This is a genomic window from Sinorhizobium sp. Y406 (assembly GCF_058732025.1).
The window spans coordinates 2,014,534-2,029,053 of the sequence record NZ_CM178975.1; the positions used below are offsets into that span (position 1 = coordinate 2,014,534).

A 14,520-nucleotide genomic window follows, 5' to 3' on the forward strand; every position below is an offset into this window, starting at 1 on the left:
CTAACTAACCGGATCACGCCGTGATAGAACGACTGACCTTCCCATCCGAAGGCGACGCCTTCGCCTTTTTCGACAGGCTGGAGCCGGTAGCCACCGGGGAGCTCGTCGGGCTCTGGCAGGGACGCGGTGTCGCCACAGGGCACCCGCTGGACGGCGTTCTCGAAAATCTCGGCTGGTACGGCAAGCGCTTCCGCGCCGACGGGCGCGCCGATCCGCTGTTGTTTCGCGTCGGCGGCAACCGGCTCCTGCCGATCGATCCCGCGCCCATCCCGCTCGGGCTCGCCCTTCGCTTTCACCGCTTCGCGCGCACCGAAGCGGCAAGAAACCTGTTCTCGCATCTGGCGCGGTACCTGCGTGCGAAAGGCCCGGTCGCCTCCTTGCGCGCGATGCCTTTCCGCGGGGCCATAAGCGCGGCAATGGTCTATGATCGGAAACCGATCATCGATCATTTCCGCAAGATCGACCGCGATCGGCTGCTGGGCGTGATGCAGATCGAAGGGGACGACCGGCACTATTTCTTCGAGCTCGACCGCGTGGAGGAGTGAGCGGCGGAGGCGAGATGAGACGGATACAACTCGACAAGATGATGTCAGCGCGCCACTTGAGCCGGTGATTTCACCTGGATCCCGTAGGCACGAAAATGTTTCAGCTTGGCGGTGATGACCGTCAGGCGGTGAAAGCTGGCGGTTCCCGCAATCATCGCATCCGACGCGCCGGGATTGTGACCGGCTGCAATGGCCCTGGCTTTCAATTTGCCGCTTTCCCGTGCAACATCCGCATCTACGGGCAATATCCTGTCGCCGTAACCGGCGATCAAGCCCTTCAAGAATAGCTCTATTCCTGCCGCTTTTGGCCTTTGCGCCTCTGGCTTCGAGAAGCCGTACGCCCTTTTCAATCTCGTGGACGGTAACGGCCGACAGGCAGACGGCGGAAACCTTCTCCTGTTCTTCCAGCCAGGCTGCAAATTCGGGCGTGGCCGCGGCTCGGGAGGGCGAGAACAAGGAAATTGCGTTCGTATCGATAAGGTAGCCGGTCACAGATCGACCTCACGCGAGGGAGCCGGATTTCGGGGCGAACACATCGTCGTCGAGATCGAGGTCGGCGGGGAAGGATCTCAGATATGGGGCGAGCCTAGGGCGTTCCTTATGTAGCGCTTTCTTTGCCGCTTCTGAGGCTCCCACAGAGACGAGCACGGCAGCAGCGCGGCCGTGCCGCGTGATCGTGACAAACTCACCAGCGGCCACGATGTTCGAAAAACCGGGTTTGGCTGATTGTGGACATTCTGGCCTGCCCTGATGTGATCACATAGGGCCTTTTAGAGATTGCGGCTGGGGAAATCAAGGAATCAAGGCCGAACCGGTGATCGATCCGGCGGCTTTAAGAGTCGCATAGGGCCACACACGAACATCCTTGCGCTCCTGGCCGGCGGGATCAAGATTGGGCGAACGATGGCGAGGGCGCTTCAGCGGTATCCGGTAGGCCGCAGGCGCGGTTTACCGATTACTTGAGCCGCCTCCAGTTCATAATCCTCGACGATCTCGCTTGCGGAGGATGGCCGAACCTCTTCGGCGACGCCAAGATGACCACCGCCCTTCTTGGCCGACTGAAGCGTCATAGCGAGATCGCCAAAACCGGAGACGAGTCTTTGCGCTTCAAGAACCGTTCGCAAATCTGAAGCCGGATTCCTTACAGCACCCGCACTTGATCCTCTGCATCCTCTGCGACCGCCCATAACCTGGCCGGGCGGGCGAAGTGCTGATCCGCAAAGCGCCTGGGGGGTCAATATTGATGCAGGTAGGGGTCAAAGTTCAGCGCCGATTGACAGTTCCATCGGAGGCGTCTTGCCGCCCACCGCCCAAATGGCGCTTCAGGCGCTCTCCAACGTCCCCAAGTCAGGTCATCTCTTGGCCCAATCTGATCATGATTAATTACCAGCAGACCAAGCTGCAGGTCGGACAACTTGCCGGACCCCTGCACCGGCCAAGCCCGGAGTTCAACTCATCGACGGCAGCTAGAAAGCTGCAAAAGCACTGCTGCGGACAATGCGAGCGCTTGGACAACTCTGGGAATTTGTCGTAGCAGTCATGAAGTCATTCGAGTCTCATATACGCAGATTAGTTGGCGAGCGAAAGCCATACGGCGGTGTCGAGTCTTCTGATGAGTCTTTTCTAGTCGGTCATTATCCTCGTAATGCTGACGCCAGAGCTTGCCACTCCAATAGGCTGAGCGATGAAATCGAGGAACTTTGCTATGTCGACGGAGGGATGACGCGAAGCGTAGATCACGTCTCGGCTCTTGATCGGGAAGGTCTGGCCGACGATCAGGCTGTCCGGATTCGTCATGTTGAAACGGTAGACGATCGGATAACGGCCGATGCTATCAGGCTTCATGCCTTTTTTGAGCATCGCGTGGAACCGTTCCTGCCCCAGCAGGCTCATGACGATGTCAGGTTCTTCGTAGCGGAAGACGAAATAGCCCTTTGCATCGACGCTAGTGTCATCGCCTCCGCCGGCGAGCGCCACGGCTTCGAGCAGGTTGAGGTCGTTGGCGCCGAACTCGACGCGCTGATTGGCCTGGATCTGGCCGAGAATCGTGAAGGTGCGCGGATCGCGGGTGACGAAGATCTGGTCGCCCGGCTTGACGTGGATGTTCTCCGATGGGCTCTCGATGATCGACTTCAAGAGCACCGTTCCGGTCTTCTTGCCGCGCACGAGCGTGACATAGGTCTCGTAGGGCTGCGCCGCCGGCCCGCCCGCCTTGGCAATGACTTCGTTGATCGACTCGCTGACGAGATTGAGCGGCACGACCGACGGACGACCAACCGCACCGGAAACAGTGACGATGCGCGAGGCCGTCGAGGTGCTCGTCACGATGACGTCCGGTTCCACCGCTTTCTGCCTGAGGGCCTCGAGAATCGCCTGACGCGCCTGCTCGAGCGTCAGGCCGACGAACCGGACCGAGCCGACATACGGAATGGCAGCCTTGCCGTCCGGCTGGACGACGAGATCGATGCTCGTCTGCTTCGATTCGGTTGTGGAAAACAGGCCGTCGCTGCCCGCCTCGAAGATTGTGACCTTCAGCTGATCGCCGACACCGATGACGACCTGACCGACGCCGCCGCCTATTCCAAAGCGGCGGCTGAGCGTCGTCGCCACATAGTCGGAAACGAGCCGCGCGGACTGGCCGTCGACGTCAACGATATCGAAGACGGTGGCATTCTTCCTGCCGACCTGTGCCCCGGACTGGCCGGCTTCCGCTACGATATCACTTGCCAGGGGGCCCTCGCCCGGTACGGCCTGACAACCCGCAAGCGCGGTACAAAGCAGAAGGGCAGTCACACGTTTCACTACGACACTCCAGTATTCGGCAATGATTCCATTCGGATATCTGCGCCGCATCTTTCCCGGCAGGGAACCCGCCGGTCCCTGAAAAGCACAATCGCCGTCCCACAACAAGCCACCTAATTATCCCCGAACTCTCACCAAAGTCTTGCTCTGGCGATGCGGTGAGAAGAGTGGCGGCTCCTGTGTCAAGTTCTACAGAGTGGGGCGGTCGTGCAGGCTAGTCATGCGGCGGCTTTAAGGAAAGATCGAGTCCGGCTTCCGCCTCGCGCCTCATGGTTTCCACGAGGCTGCGTGTCGCCGCCGCCGCATTCTTTCTCTTCTCCGCGTTATCGATTAATACAAGTATCGTATCGCGCCACTGCTTTCTGTCATAGGCAAGGCGGATTTCGCCGCCGCCGTCCGGTTGCCCATAGGCCTCGGAGGCTGAAAAGATGCCGGCCGCGCAGGTCCGTGCTACGTCGATCCGCTTGGTCGGCGAGCGGCAGTCGTTCACAGGCGAGGGGCTGAGCGGGACCAGCATAATATCAATGATGCGCTTAGAGGTCTCGGCCAGATAGTCTGGCCAGGAAAGGGGCGCGCGCACCGTCACCCGCTCCATGCCCTGCCACAGGTGTGCCGTCCCACGTCCCGCGACGACCTCGAAGTGGGCGTTCGGGCGCGAGGCCAACACGTCGCAAAGGATCGGTTTTAGGAAGCGATGTTCTTCGACATGCACGGCGGTCGCATGATAGGCAATCAGCAGACGGTCATGTTTTGATGGCAAGCTCGTTTGGTGCCCGCTCGCGAGACCTTCAGGAGGTGCGGGCGGTAGTACGCGCGCCTGCGCGGCGCTAAGTCGTTGCGCCAGCCGCGGTGTTGAAGCCCAGACGATATCGAGATGCCGGTTGAGGCGTCCGAGCGGCAGAAGCGCCCTCGCGAAAAGCTTGATTCGATAGCGTAAGGGGGCATCTTTGCCCGTGATTACGGCCGGAATGTCATCATCGAGGAAGAGCCCGACGCCGGCAAGCCGCGTGCTTTCTCTCTCAATCCAGGCGAGCGTAGCGGCGGATGCGTATCGGCACAGGATGACGAAGGCGCCATGCGGATCGAGAGCGCTGAAGTCGCCGTGTCGAATGTCAGCCACGTGGAATTCTGGCATGTTGGGCGCTGCAAGGCGAGCGGCGAAGTAGTAGTCGGATGTGGGGTTCGGGTGGCATCCGAAGAGAATGATGCGCTTAACTGGATGGCGCGCGCTGCCCGTTGCACCTGCGCGAAGTTGCGGCACTGGTAGGATGCGGGCTAGACGAGTACGTAAATTGTCGCCGAATGTCATGGCCGGTCCGCTTTCCATCGCTTCAGTCTGCCGATAACGCCCTACCGGCATGTCACAGGAAAGTCACCCTGTATTCGTATCCGGACCATCCACATTCCTGGTGAGGCTCAGCACCGAGTCGGCACAAGATAACAACGAACGAGGCTTGACGAATGCCGGATGGATTCCTTTTATGCCGTGAAATGATCGGTCATGAAGATTCAACAACGGAGATATCTTTCATATGCGCGTGCTGGTAACCGGCGGAGCGGGTTTCATCGGATCGGCTGTAGTCCGGCATCTTGTTCTGGAAAAAGGCTACGACGTCCTGAATGTCGACAAGCTGACCTACGCAGGCACTCTTAGTTCCCTGGAAGCCGTGGAAGGAAATTCTCGATACCGGCTCCTGAAAGCGGATATCTGCGACGGTCAGGCGATGGCCGGGGCATTCGCAAGTTTCAAGCCTGATCGTGTCATGCATCTGGCAGCGGAAAGCCATGTCGATCGCTCGATCACGGGCTCGCGGGAATTCGTCGAAACCAACGTACTCGGGTCATTCACCATGCTGGAGTGCGCACGCGACTACTGGCAGTCGCTTGCGCCGGAAAAAAAGGAAGAGTTCCGTTTCCTGCATGTTTCGACCGATGAGGTTTACGGGTCGCTCGGCGAGGACGGGCTGTTTTTGGAGACGACCCCCTACGATCCGAGTTCTCCTTATTCGGCTTCGAAAGCGGCTTCCGACCATCTCGCAAAGGCTTGGGAGCGCACCTATGGTTTGCCGGTAGTAGTGTCGAATTGCTCCAATAATTACGGGCCGTTCCACTTCCCGGAGAAGCTTATTCCGCTGATGATCATTAGCGCGCTTCACGGTAAGCCTCTGCCGGTTTACGGGAACGGTGCCAACATTCGCGATTGGCTGTTCGTGGAGGATCATGCCCGCGCGCTGGATATCATCTCTGAGCGCGGCCGTGTCGGCGAGACATATAATGTCGGCGGTCGCAACGAGAGGCGCAACATCGATGTGGTAAAGCGGATCTGTGCGCTGATGGATGAACTGCGTCCCGCAGGAAAGCCGCACAGCCGTCTCATCACCTATGTGCAGGACCGCCCCGGCCACGACGCGCGTTACGCAATCGACGCCACCAAGCTCGAAACTGAACTGGGGTGGAGGGCAAAGGAAACCTTTGACACGGGCATCAAAAAGACCGTGAGATGGTATCTCGAAAACGAACGGTGGTGGAGGCCGCTGCGTGAGAATTATGACGGCGGCCGTCTGGGCCTTTTGAACTTGGGCGGCGGGAAGTAATGGCCGTTGCTGTGCGCGGTTACAGCTTCGTTAGAACGCTGGAGGCACATTTCTGTGACGCGGCAGCCACTGCTGCCGCGTCACGAAAGAAAGCTGAGGGCACAGAGGTTGTCTTGACCATCGCATCGCGCATAATTCTTTGAAAGAAGGTAATTCGATGCCCATTTCCAGTGAAGCGCGTAAGCGAGTGGTTTATACATGCCTGTTCGGGAACTACGAGGTCCTGAACGAAGTCGCGCGACCCGAAGCTGACAAAGGCATTCATTACATCTGTTTTACTGATAACCCCGACCTTCGATCGGAAAGCTGGGATATTCGCTTCGTCGGTACGAAGTTCTTGGGCAATGCGCGCGAAAGCCGAGCCCCGAAGCTATGTCCGCACCGTTATCTGTCCGACTTCGATGAGTCGCTTTACATCGACAATACTGTACAGCTACTGGTTTCCGCAGCCGAGCTCTTCGACCGCTACCTTGGCCACACCAGTGTCAGTTTCGCCTGTCTGCGCCATCCTTGGCGCGATTGTCTCTATGACGAAGGCGAAGAAGTTATTCGATCATCGATCGATGATGAGGAGAGAGTGCGCGAGCAGATGGAGGTCTATCGGGCGGCAGGGCACCCGTGCAAAGCCGGGCTTTACGCCGGCACGTTCCTTTTGCGCCGCCACAACGATCCTCGTGTGCGGGTGGCCGGAAACCTTTGGTATGAGCATGTGCTTCGTTATTCGGCGCGCGACCAGATTTCCCTACCTTTCTGTCTCGGCAAGCTTGGGTTGCCCGTGCTGCAAATAGATGAAGCCCTGGACGACAACCGACTGTTCCGCTGGCCGGTGGTGGACAGGCGCATACCGTATGGGTTCAACGAGCAGCAATACCTGTGGCTGAACCGTGATGTGCGAGAGGCGGGTGTCGCGGCACGCCAGCACATGTTCGAGCATGGTTATAAGGAAAACAGAGCCTATCGGTATCATCCACCGCTAGCAATGGAGTTTCTCGCCAACAAATACAAGTCCGACAAGGGGAGGCTATACTACAACCGGCACTTCTACACGAGAATATACGAGCATTATTTGTCACGCCTTAGGAACGAGGAATTCACCTTAGTAGAAATTGGTCTCTTGCGCCACGATATGCAGGAGCACGGGCAATCCGGAAAGTATGAAAATGCGCCATCACTCTTGATGTGGAACGAGTATTTCTCGCGCGCGCAAATCCACGGGATCGATATCGCGGATTTTTCTGCGGTGCAAAAAGAGCGTATCACCTTCGCCCGGGCGGACCAGTCCAGGCCGGAACAGCTTTTGGCAGCGCTCGCGCCCTGCCGGCATGATATCCGCGTCATCATTGACGATGGCAGCCATGCCTCGCAGCACCAGCAGATCACACTAGGCTGCCTTTTCCCGAAACTAGCAAGCGGCGGCCTCTATTTCATCGAGGATCTGCATTATCAGCCGCCGCAATGGGAAGATACCGCTGAGCCAAAAACACGTGATCTTCTGCGTTCACTCCAGCACGGCGACCTGCCAGAAACGGCCTTCATAGCTCCGGAACTGATGAAGGAAATCCGTGAGAATATCGCCGAGATTCATATGTTCGACTCGATGGATTATTCGCTAGGGGCGAACTGTTCAGATGCGCTGGCAGTTATCGTCAAAAGATGACGGAGGCGCGAGTGTAGCTTCCAAAGAAGTTGTTCCGCTTGCCCATGGGCTGTCGCCGGACCCCACGGTCGCGACGGCAAATTGATCCGGTCGGCCGTGAACTAAGCGCAAGCCACTGATACCAGTTGCCATTAATTAAAACTCATTGGCGCATTCTGTGACCGATGGACATGTCCTCCGATCCTCCAAGGTTGTTGCTGGGGCTTGCGCCACGCGTGGCAGCAATGATCAACGATGTCTTCGTAGGATTTAAAGTAAGCGTCCGGTGAAGCAGCCTTTGAGATTTCGCCCATTGCACTGAAGTTACGTCGCTAATTCCGTAGTTAGTGACGTAGCCAAGGGTGAACTTATGGGGCGGGTTGAGATTCTGACGGGCGTCGAGCGCCGCCGTGTCTGGACGGACGAGGACAAGCTTCGGATTCTGGAGGAGGTTGAGGCGAGCGGCTCTGGCGGACGCGGAGATCGAGGTCTCTGCGCATTCCGTCTCGGGCACTCGCGAGAAGGCGCGGCCGAGCCGTCAGCCCTTGCCGGATCATCTGCCGCGACAGGAGGTCGTTCACCCGGCGGCTTGTGCCTGCCCGGTCTGCGGTGGTTCCGACTTCATCCGCAGCGGCGAGGCCATCACCGAGGTGCTCGATTATATTCCGGCCTCCTTCCGGGTCGTGCGGCATGTGCAACCGCGCTTCACCTGCAAGGGCTGCGACACCGACATCAAAGCGGATGCCGTCGCTGCCGATCGAGCGTGGCAAGCCGGGAGCTGGTCTTGTCGCGCATGTGCTCACCGCCAAATATTGCGATCATCTTCCGCTCTATCGGCAATCAGAGATTTATGCGCGGGAAGGCGTCGATCTTTCTCGTTCGACCATGGCCGATTGGGTCGGCAAGGCCAGTGCGCTGCTCGAGCCGCTCGTCGCGAAACTGCGCGCGCACGTCTTCGCCGGCAGCCGCCTGCATGGCGACGACACGCCGGTTCCGGTGCTGGAGCCCGGCAAGGGCAAGACGAAGACCGGGCGGCTGTGGACTTACGTCCGCGATGGTCGGTCCCGGGGCGATGAGACGCCGCCCGCCGTCTGCTACTTCTACAGCCCGGATCGCAAGGGTGAGCATCCGAAAGCTCACCTTGCAGACTTCTCGGGCATCTTGCATGCCGATGGCTATGCCGGGTTCCGCGACCTCTATGAAGCAACGCAACACGGCAAACCGGCCGCCATCCAGGAGGCGGCCTGCTGGGCGCATGTCCGCCGCAAGTTCTTCGATCTGACCACCAGCCTCGGAACGCACCCGATCGCCGAGGAAACGCTTGTCCGGATCGGCGAACTCTACGACATCGAGAATGCCATCCGCGGAGCGCCGCCGGACAGGCGCAAGACCATCCGCCAGAGCCAGGCCAAACCGAAGATCGAGGCGCTCCGGCGGTGGGACAAGATGCTTACGGAACTGCCGCGCTCGAGCAGCACGGCGGAGGCGATCCGCTATGCGATTACCCGCTGGGCGTCGCTTTGCCGCTTCCTCGACGACGGCACCATCGAGATCGACAACAACGCCGCCGAGCGGGCAATCCGGCCGATAGCAAGCGCTGATTCATTGTACCCCTCTTCTTCAAGTGTCGGGAAACATTGATATTTGTTTTTGGAGTTCGGCGCGACACGGACCATTTCTGTTGCGTATTGCTTTGATCACTTCCTGGTTTTGAAGATGACACGCTTCGATTTGCCATGGGGCACCGGGGACGACCTGCTCAGCAGGCAAAATACGATCAACAATAAGGCGGCGAATGACGTGGCTGGTCACTTCCAAGCATTTAGCGGCCTCTTTCATGGTCAGCCATTGCCCATCTTTCTCGGCCGACCGAAAAGCATGGATGCCCTGAACCCTGCGAATGGAGCTGACACGGTGCGCAGTCCAGGTTTTGTTTTGACCCGTTCGAATGCCCATTCGGTTCAACGTTGCAGCGATATCGTCGTCGGAATAACGGGTCGCCATTTGCTTCATAACGGCAAGCGCCTGGTTGAGGTGATTGGCTACACCACCGCCAGGCTCGTGTTGCCGCTCATCACCCTCGGGAAGGTGCGCGTGCAATCCATATCCTCGACCGAAATAGGATTTAACTGGCTGGGATTTAAACGCGTTCCCGATGGCTCACTGATCTGCCAAGCTCCTATGGCAGGATGGATCGGTTTGATCCCGTGGGTGCTTGTGGTCGTCGTTCTTATCGCCACAATTGCATAACCGTCCCCACGACCGGACGCTTACGATTTAAAGACGCTGTTGGAGAGCCAGTTATCGCGCATGAACTGCCAGAGGTTTTCGATCGGGTCTACTACCGCATGCCGGCGAGCCTCGGTGAGAGATCGCGCGGCTGTGCTTCGAGGACACGATCGCCGGCAGTTAGCGAGAGGTTGGGATTGTAGAACGGGTCGTTTTGTAGCACAGCGCCCCAACGCTCGTGCATATACTTTTCCTCGGCTGCGAAGCGTGCGAGTTTTTCGGGCGTGTTGTCCGAGCCGCGCGATACCGATTCGCGGTGAACGAGCCGTGCGTGCGGTGTCCACATAACGCCCTTACCGAGTTCCCGTAGCTTCAGGCAGTAGTCAACATCGTTGAAGGCGACGGGCAGTTGGTCTTCATTCATTCCGCCGACCGCTGCCCACAGGCTACGCCGCGTCAGAAGGCACGCTGCGGTCACGGCGCTCACCTCCTGCCGTTGGGCAAGCAGACCAAAATCCTCGCCTGCTCCCGGTTTACGAAAGTGAAAGCTGTGGCGCGCAACCGAACCAGAGCCGAGAGTCACGCCGGCATGCTGTACATAACCATCCGGAAAGAGAAGCAGCGCACCGGCAGCGCCGATACGCGAGTCGTCTAGTTCGGCGACCATCTGATCGAGCCATCCTGGATCGAGGGGTTCGACGTCGTTGTTCAATAGCAGGACTAGTTCGTGTCGGGCATTCGCCGCGCCAAGATTGCAAGCTCGCGCGAAATTGAATGAGCCGGGCAGGATTATGCGGTTTATGCGTCTGTTAGCCTCGTACTGCGCAAATAGTGCGAGCGTCTCGGGTTCACGGCTGTCGTTGTCGATTGCGATGACGTCCAGATCGTTCGCTCGGGTTCCTTCGAAAAGGCCACGAAGGCAAGCCGAAAGCAAATCTGCGCGATCACGGGTCGGGATAACAATGCTCACCTTTGTTTTCGCCCTGGCAATCCTCGGCATGGAGGGCGAAGCCGGGCTGCGTGGTGCGGTGCGGTGAAGGAGGACGTGCGGAACGTGCACAATCGGTCCGTGGCGCGCAGCTGCGAGCAAAAGAGAACCAGAGCCGGTGTGCTCGAGATCCACATCGCTGCCAAGGGCGCTCAGCCGAATGAGTGCCCCGTCCGCGGATAGCCAGCCGGTCTCCGCGAGGGGGGAATTCCAGGCTGGCTTGAAAAATGGCGCGAACCGCCTGCCACGTCCGTCGATCCGGTCCTCGTCGCAATAGGCTGCCGCGAGGCTCGCGTCCGCTGCGAGCGGCTGGATCAATCTTTCGATTGCAGTGTGGTGAAGCTGTGTTCCGGCCTGCAAACGCATCCATAACGTAGGCACTTGCGACCTTGCAGCGATCATCCGGACAAGGCCAACCGGCACCTCCTGAACATTGGGATAGGATTGCCGGACAATGGATTGATGCGTTGCGGCAGCAAGCCTCGGGTCGCCGACAATCGAAACGAAGACTGGCAGCGTCGGGGTTGCCGAATGTCCGGAGACGGACCGCTCCATCTCCAATCTGGAACTTGTCCACGCCGCGTAAGAGGGCTCGTTCAGGCTATCGTAAAGCCGCGCAAAGCGAAAATTGAAACCTTTCAAGTTCCTGGTGAGTAAGAGTTTGAGTGACTGCGAGGTCGCTTTCGGTGATTTCAATGCGACAAGAATGGCGAGCGTGGCGAGAGTTACTTTGCGGACACGGATTTCTGGTTTGCAACCTGCAGAGGCGGCCTGATCGCCCGGTCGTATTTCAAGCCCGCAGAGGCTTGCGGGCGTCCAGCCATAAAAACGCCCTCTACCATTGCGATCGAGAAGCACGGAACGCGTGAGTTCGGACGGCGCCCGCCCGCTTCGTCGAAGGCAGATCATAGGAATGCGGCCGAGCACACCGTCCGGGTCCGCGATCTCCACGACAATCGGACAGTCCGCATAAACGCGGGCGTCCTCGTCGTTGAGAACAACGAAAAGACCATTCGAATGCTGCGTCATGCCAAACTGCTCCCGGCCACTCCAATGCACCCCGCCTGGACGAGAATGCGTCTAAGCGGGTTCCGCAAAAGTGCTCTACGGTTTTGCGGTCAGAACCTACGGCAAACAACGGAACCTAAGCAGACCCTCGAGGGCTGCCCCGCGATTGGTCGCTTAGGTACGAGCAGGCGCGTTTCTGGCATAGTTCGGACGATGCTGCAATCGACACTGGACCAGCTCAAAGGCTTCGTGCTAGTCGTCACCCATGAACAGTTAGTATTGGGATCTTGCATGCCGTCGAAAGTTTTGTTGATCAGGCCGAGGCGTTTCGGTGACGATCGCGGTTGGTTTACTGAAGTCTACAGCAAGAAAAAGTTCTTGGAATTCGGTCTTGATGACGAATTTGTGCAGGATAATCATTCGCTTTCCCTGCCTGTGGGGACGCTGCGGGGGCTTCATTTCCAGACGCCTCCGTTTGCTCAGGCGAAGCTCGTCCGTTGCATTCGGGGAAAGATCTTTGATGTAGCCGTCGATGTCCGGCGTGGATCGCCGACCTTTGGTCAATGGGTCGGTGCGGAGCTTTCGGCGGAGAATGGTCGTCAGCTTTATATTCCGGTGGGTTTTGCACATGGTTTCGTGACCCTCGAGGCGTCGACCGAAGTGACTTACAAGGTAACCGATTTCTACGCGCCAGCGAATGACGGCGGTATCCTCTGGAGCGATCCGCAAGTAAATGTCCCCTGGCCGTTGCCGGCAGGTGTCCAACCGCTTCTTAGCCCCAAGGACGAGATGCAGCCGCTTCTCTCCGAGTTTGAAAGTCCTTTCTCCTATGACGGAACGCCCCTGTCTCTGGTGGAAGTCTAAGGTCGACGGAGCAGGATTGTGCGAATTCTGGTGACCGGTGCAACCGGACAGGTTGGCAAGGAGCTTTCCCTTTTGGCCTGGCCGGACGGGGTTGATGTCCTCATGGCCTCGCGCTCTGAGCTCGATCTTGTCGATGCCGATGCAATCGGCGCCTTCATTGAGGCAGGCGGCTTCGATGTCGTTATCAATCCAGCCGCCTATACCGCAGTTGACAAGGCTGAAAACGACGTGACGACGGCCTGGAAGGTGAATGCCCTGGCTGCGGCGGCGATGGCCGAGGCCACCCGAAAAGCCGGCATCCCGTTGCTTCATGTCTCCACGGATTATGTCTTCGACGGTGCGAAGAGCGAAGCCTACGTCGAGGAGGATTCAATCAATCCCGTAGGTGTTTACGGCGCGTCAAAGGCTGCCGGTGAACTGGCAGTTCGGAGCGGTAATCCGCGCCACGTCATTTTGCGGACGTCATGGGTTTTTTCCGCACATGGAAACAATTTCGTGAAAACAATGTTGCGGCTGGCGGTCGAAAAGCCACTCCTGCGGGTTGTCGACGACCAGCGCGGCTGCCCGACGTCCGCCCGGGACATTGCCGCGGCCCTCGCGACCGTCGCCTCGCGGATGGTCAAGGATCCGGCCGCTCCTGCGGGGACCTATCATTTTTCCAACGACGGCGCGGTGACTTGGTGCGGATTTGCGCGTGAGATCTTCCGCCAGCAGGCGCTTGCGGGTTACAGGGTGCCTGAAGTGCAGGCGATCACGACGGCGGACTATCCAACACCCGCCAAGCGTCCGGCAAATTCGGTTCTGAACGCCAGCAGGATCACGAGGGATTATGCGATCCGCCCGCGTTCTTGGGTGGATGCTCTTGCCGAGACGTTGACCGAACTCAATCAATGAGAAATCAATACTGCGGAGAAACCTGAATGAAGGGAATCATTCTTGCTGGCGGGTCCGGCACGCGTCTTCATCCGGCGACGGTTGCCGTAAACAAGCAGCTTATTCCGATCTACGACAAGCCAATGATCTATTATCCCTTGTCCGTGCTTATGCTAGCCAATATCCGGGATATTCTGATCATTTCCTCCCCGGAATATATTGGCAGTTACGAGCGTCTGTTCCAGAATGGTTCTGGCTGGGGTCTGAAAATTTCCTATGCGGTTCAACCGAGTCCGGACGGCTTGGCGCAGGCGTTCACTATCGGCGCTGATTTCATCGGAAACGATAATGTTGCGCTGGTATTGGGAGATAACATTTTCTACGGTGCCGGCATGCAAGACCTGCTCGCTCACGCGCTGAACCGCAGGAGCGGCGCGACCATATTCGGTTATGAGGTGGAGGATCCGGAGCGGTACGGCGTCGTCGAACTCGATGGTGAGGGCCGGGCGCTTTCGCTCGAGGAAAAGCCGAGCCAGCCGAAATCCCGCATGGCGGTCACCGGTCTTTATTTTTACGACAACAAAGTCGTGAAATATGCGCGCGACCTCAAACCTTCGGCGCGCGGTGAATACGAGATTACGGATATAAACCGGCTCTACATGGAGGCAGGCAGCCTTCACGTGGAGCGCATGTCGCGCGGCTACGCCTGGCTTGACACGGGAACGCACGACAGCTTGCTCGAGGCATCCGAATTTGTCCGTACCATCCAGCACCGGCAAGGAACGAGCGTCGCCTGCATCGAAGAAATCGCCTATCTGAATGGCTGGATTTCCCGTGAAAAGCTTCAGGAATACGGTACGCTTTATTCGAAAACCGCCTATGGCAAGTCACTGCTGAAGCTGGCAGATGGCTAAGAAGCCAGCGGAACCGTCATCAGATGGGGATTGGCACTGATTAGCGCTTCTGGTTAGGGAGTCAAAG

Annotated in this window: 12 protein-coding genes and 3 pseudogenes; 9 read left to right on the forward strand and 6 right to left on the reverse strand. The window is 58.3% G+C overall.

Features of this window, described 5'->3' with window-relative positions:
• The first annotated feature begins 20 nt into the window (after window positions 1-20).
• The gene (locus tag AC4P1R_RS26380) at window positions 21-545 is read left to right on the forward strand and encodes a DUF4334 domain-containing protein (protein ID WP_492178314.1); all 525 of its coding nucleotides are present in this window, start codon (window positions 21-23) and stop codon (window positions 543-545) included.
• Window positions 546-589: 44 nt separating this feature from the next.
• Here AC4P1R_RS26380 and AC4P1R_RS26385 read toward each other — a convergent pair whose 3' ends face one another.
• Both AC4P1R_RS26385 and AC4P1R_RS26390 read right to left on the reverse strand, forming a co-directional pair.
• Window positions 590-817: a PIN domain-containing protein gene (locus tag AC4P1R_RS26385; RefSeq protein WP_492178315.1), complete on the reverse strand. Its 228-nt coding sequence runs from the start codon at window positions 815-817 to the stop codon at window positions 590-592.
• A gap of 216 nt (window positions 818-1,033) precedes the next feature.
• Window positions 1,034-1,247: pseudogene (locus tag AC4P1R_RS26390) on the reverse strand (prevent-host-death protein).
• Between the two features lie 290 nt (window positions 1,248-1,537).
• On the opposite strand from AC4P1R_RS26390, the pseudogene AC4P1R_RS26395 reads away from it, so the two are divergent.
• A pseudogene (locus tag AC4P1R_RS26395) lies at window positions 1,538-1,675 on the forward strand (ATP-binding protein); the annotation flags it as partial.
• A gap of 493 nt (window positions 1,676-2,168) precedes the next feature.
• Here AC4P1R_RS26395 and AC4P1R_RS26400 read toward each other — a convergent pair.
• Both AC4P1R_RS26400 and AC4P1R_RS26405 read right to left on the reverse strand, forming a co-directional pair.
• Complete coding sequence (locus AC4P1R_RS26400; RefSeq protein WP_492178316.1) at window positions 2,169-3,347, reverse strand: polysaccharide biosynthesis/export family protein; 1,179 nt, start codon at window positions 3,345-3,347, stop codon at window positions 2,169-2,171.
• A 214-nt stretch (window positions 3,348-3,561) separates the two neighbouring features.
• The gene (locus AC4P1R_RS26405; RefSeq protein WP_492178317.1) at window positions 3,562-4,656 is read right to left on the reverse strand and encodes a hypothetical protein; all 1,095 of its coding nucleotides are present in this window, start codon (window positions 4,654-4,656) and stop codon (window positions 3,562-3,564) included.
• Window positions 4,657-4,879: 223 nt separating this feature from the next.
• On the opposite strand from AC4P1R_RS26405, the gene rfbB reads away from it, so the two are divergent.
• The 4 genes and pseudogenes from rfbB to tnpC all read left to right on the forward strand — a co-directional run bounded on the left by rfbB (window position 4,880) and on the right by tnpC (window position 9,218).
• Window positions 4,880-5,941 (forward strand): dTDP-glucose 4,6-dehydratase, encoded by a 1,062-nt coding sequence (rfbB, locus tag AC4P1R_RS26410; protein WP_492178318.1) that lies wholly within the window; start codon window positions 4,880-4,882, stop codon window positions 5,939-5,941.
• 157 nt (window positions 5,942-6,098) lie between these two features.
• Window positions 6,099-7,598, forward strand: a complete 1,500-nt coding sequence (locus tag AC4P1R_RS26415; protein WP_492178319.1) for a glycosyltransferase domain-containing protein — start codon at window positions 6,099-6,101, stop codon at window positions 7,596-7,598.
• 389 nt (window positions 7,599-7,987) lie between these two features.
• Window positions 7,988-8,242 (forward strand): annotated as a pseudogene (locus tag AC4P1R_RS26420) (transposase domain-containing protein); the annotation flags it as partial.
• 25 nt (window positions 8,243-8,267) lie between these two features.
• Window positions 8,268-9,218 (forward strand): IS66 family transposase, encoded by a 951-nt coding sequence (gene tnpC, locus AC4P1R_RS26425; RefSeq protein WP_492178320.1) that lies wholly within the window; start codon window positions 8,268-8,270, stop codon window positions 9,216-9,218.
• On the opposite strand, the gene AC4P1R_RS26430 is transcribed toward tnpC, so the two are convergent.
• Together AC4P1R_RS26430 and AC4P1R_RS26435 are read right to left on the reverse strand one after the other, a co-directional pair.
• The gene (locus tag AC4P1R_RS26430) at window positions 9,198-9,590 is read right to left on the reverse strand and encodes a hypothetical protein (protein ID WP_492178861.1); all 393 of its coding nucleotides are present in this window, start codon (window positions 9,588-9,590) and stop codon (window positions 9,198-9,200) included. The two genes, tnpC and AC4P1R_RS26430, sit on opposite strands and share 21 nt — an antisense overlap.
• A gap of 328 nt (window positions 9,591-9,918) precedes the next feature.
• A complete protein-coding gene (locus AC4P1R_RS26435) occupies window positions 9,919-11,823 on the reverse strand; it encodes a glycosyltransferase family 2 protein (RefSeq protein ID WP_492178321.1) in 1,905 nt (634 codons plus the stop codon).
• A 270-nt stretch (window positions 11,824-12,093) separates the two neighbouring features.
• Between AC4P1R_RS26435 and rfbC the strand changes: the two genes are divergently transcribed.
• Genes rfbC through rfbA form a run of 3 tightly spaced genes read left to right on the forward strand, consistent with a single transcriptional unit; the run spans window position 12,094 to window position 14,453 of the window.
• Window positions 12,094-12,666, forward strand: coding sequence for a dTDP-4-dehydrorhamnose 3,5-epimerase (gene rfbC / locus AC4P1R_RS26440; protein ID WP_492178862.1), 573 nt, complete (start codon window positions 12,094-12,096; stop codon window positions 12,664-12,666).
• A gap of 18 nt (window positions 12,667-12,684) precedes the next feature.
• Window positions 12,685-13,560 carry a dTDP-4-dehydrorhamnose reductase gene (rfbD, locus tag AC4P1R_RS26445; protein ID WP_492178322.1) on the forward strand — a complete coding sequence of 292 codons (876 nt, stop codon included), beginning with the start codon at window positions 12,685-12,687 and terminating at the stop codon, window positions 13,558-13,560.
• Between the two features lie 26 nt (window positions 13,561-13,586).
• The gene (rfbA, locus tag AC4P1R_RS26450) at window positions 13,587-14,453 is read left to right on the forward strand and encodes a glucose-1-phosphate thymidylyltransferase RfbA (protein ID WP_492178323.1); all 867 of its coding nucleotides are present in this window, start codon (window positions 13,587-13,589) and stop codon (window positions 14,451-14,453) included.
• Window positions 14,454-14,520 lie beyond the last annotated feature (67 nt).

Excerpts from the sequence above, each read along its gene's own strand:
- AC4P1R_RS26405 (WP_492178317.1), bottom strand. The coding sequence starts at position 4,656 with ATGACATTCGGCGACAATTTACGTACTCGTCTAGCCCGCATCCTACCA.
- rfbB (WP_492178318.1), top strand. The coding sequence starts at position 4,880 with ATGCGCGTGCTGGTAACCGGCGGAGCGGGTTTCATCGGATCGGCTGTA.
- AC4P1R_RS26415 (WP_492178319.1), top strand. The coding sequence starts at position 6,099 with ATGCCCATTTCCAGTGAAGCGCGTAAGCGAGTGGTTTATACATGCCTG.
- tnpC (WP_492178320.1), top strand. The coding sequence starts at position 8,268 with ATGTGCAACCGCGCTTCACCTGCAAGGGCTGCGACACCGACATCAAAG.
- AC4P1R_RS26430 (WP_492178861.1), bottom strand. The coding sequence starts at position 9,590 with ATGAAGCAAATGGCGACCCGTTATTCCGACGACGATATCGCTGCAACG.
- AC4P1R_RS26435 (WP_492178321.1), bottom strand. The coding sequence starts at position 11,823 with ATGACGCAGCATTCGAATGGTCTTTTCGTTGTTCTCAACGACGAGGAC.
- rfbC (WP_492178862.1), top strand. The coding sequence starts at position 12,094 with ATGCCGTCGAAAGTTTTGTTGATCAGGCCGAGGCGTTTCGGTGACGAT.
- rfbA (WP_492178323.1), top strand. The coding sequence starts at position 13,587 with ATGAAGGGAATCATTCTTGCTGGCGGGTCCGGCACGCGTCTTCATCCG.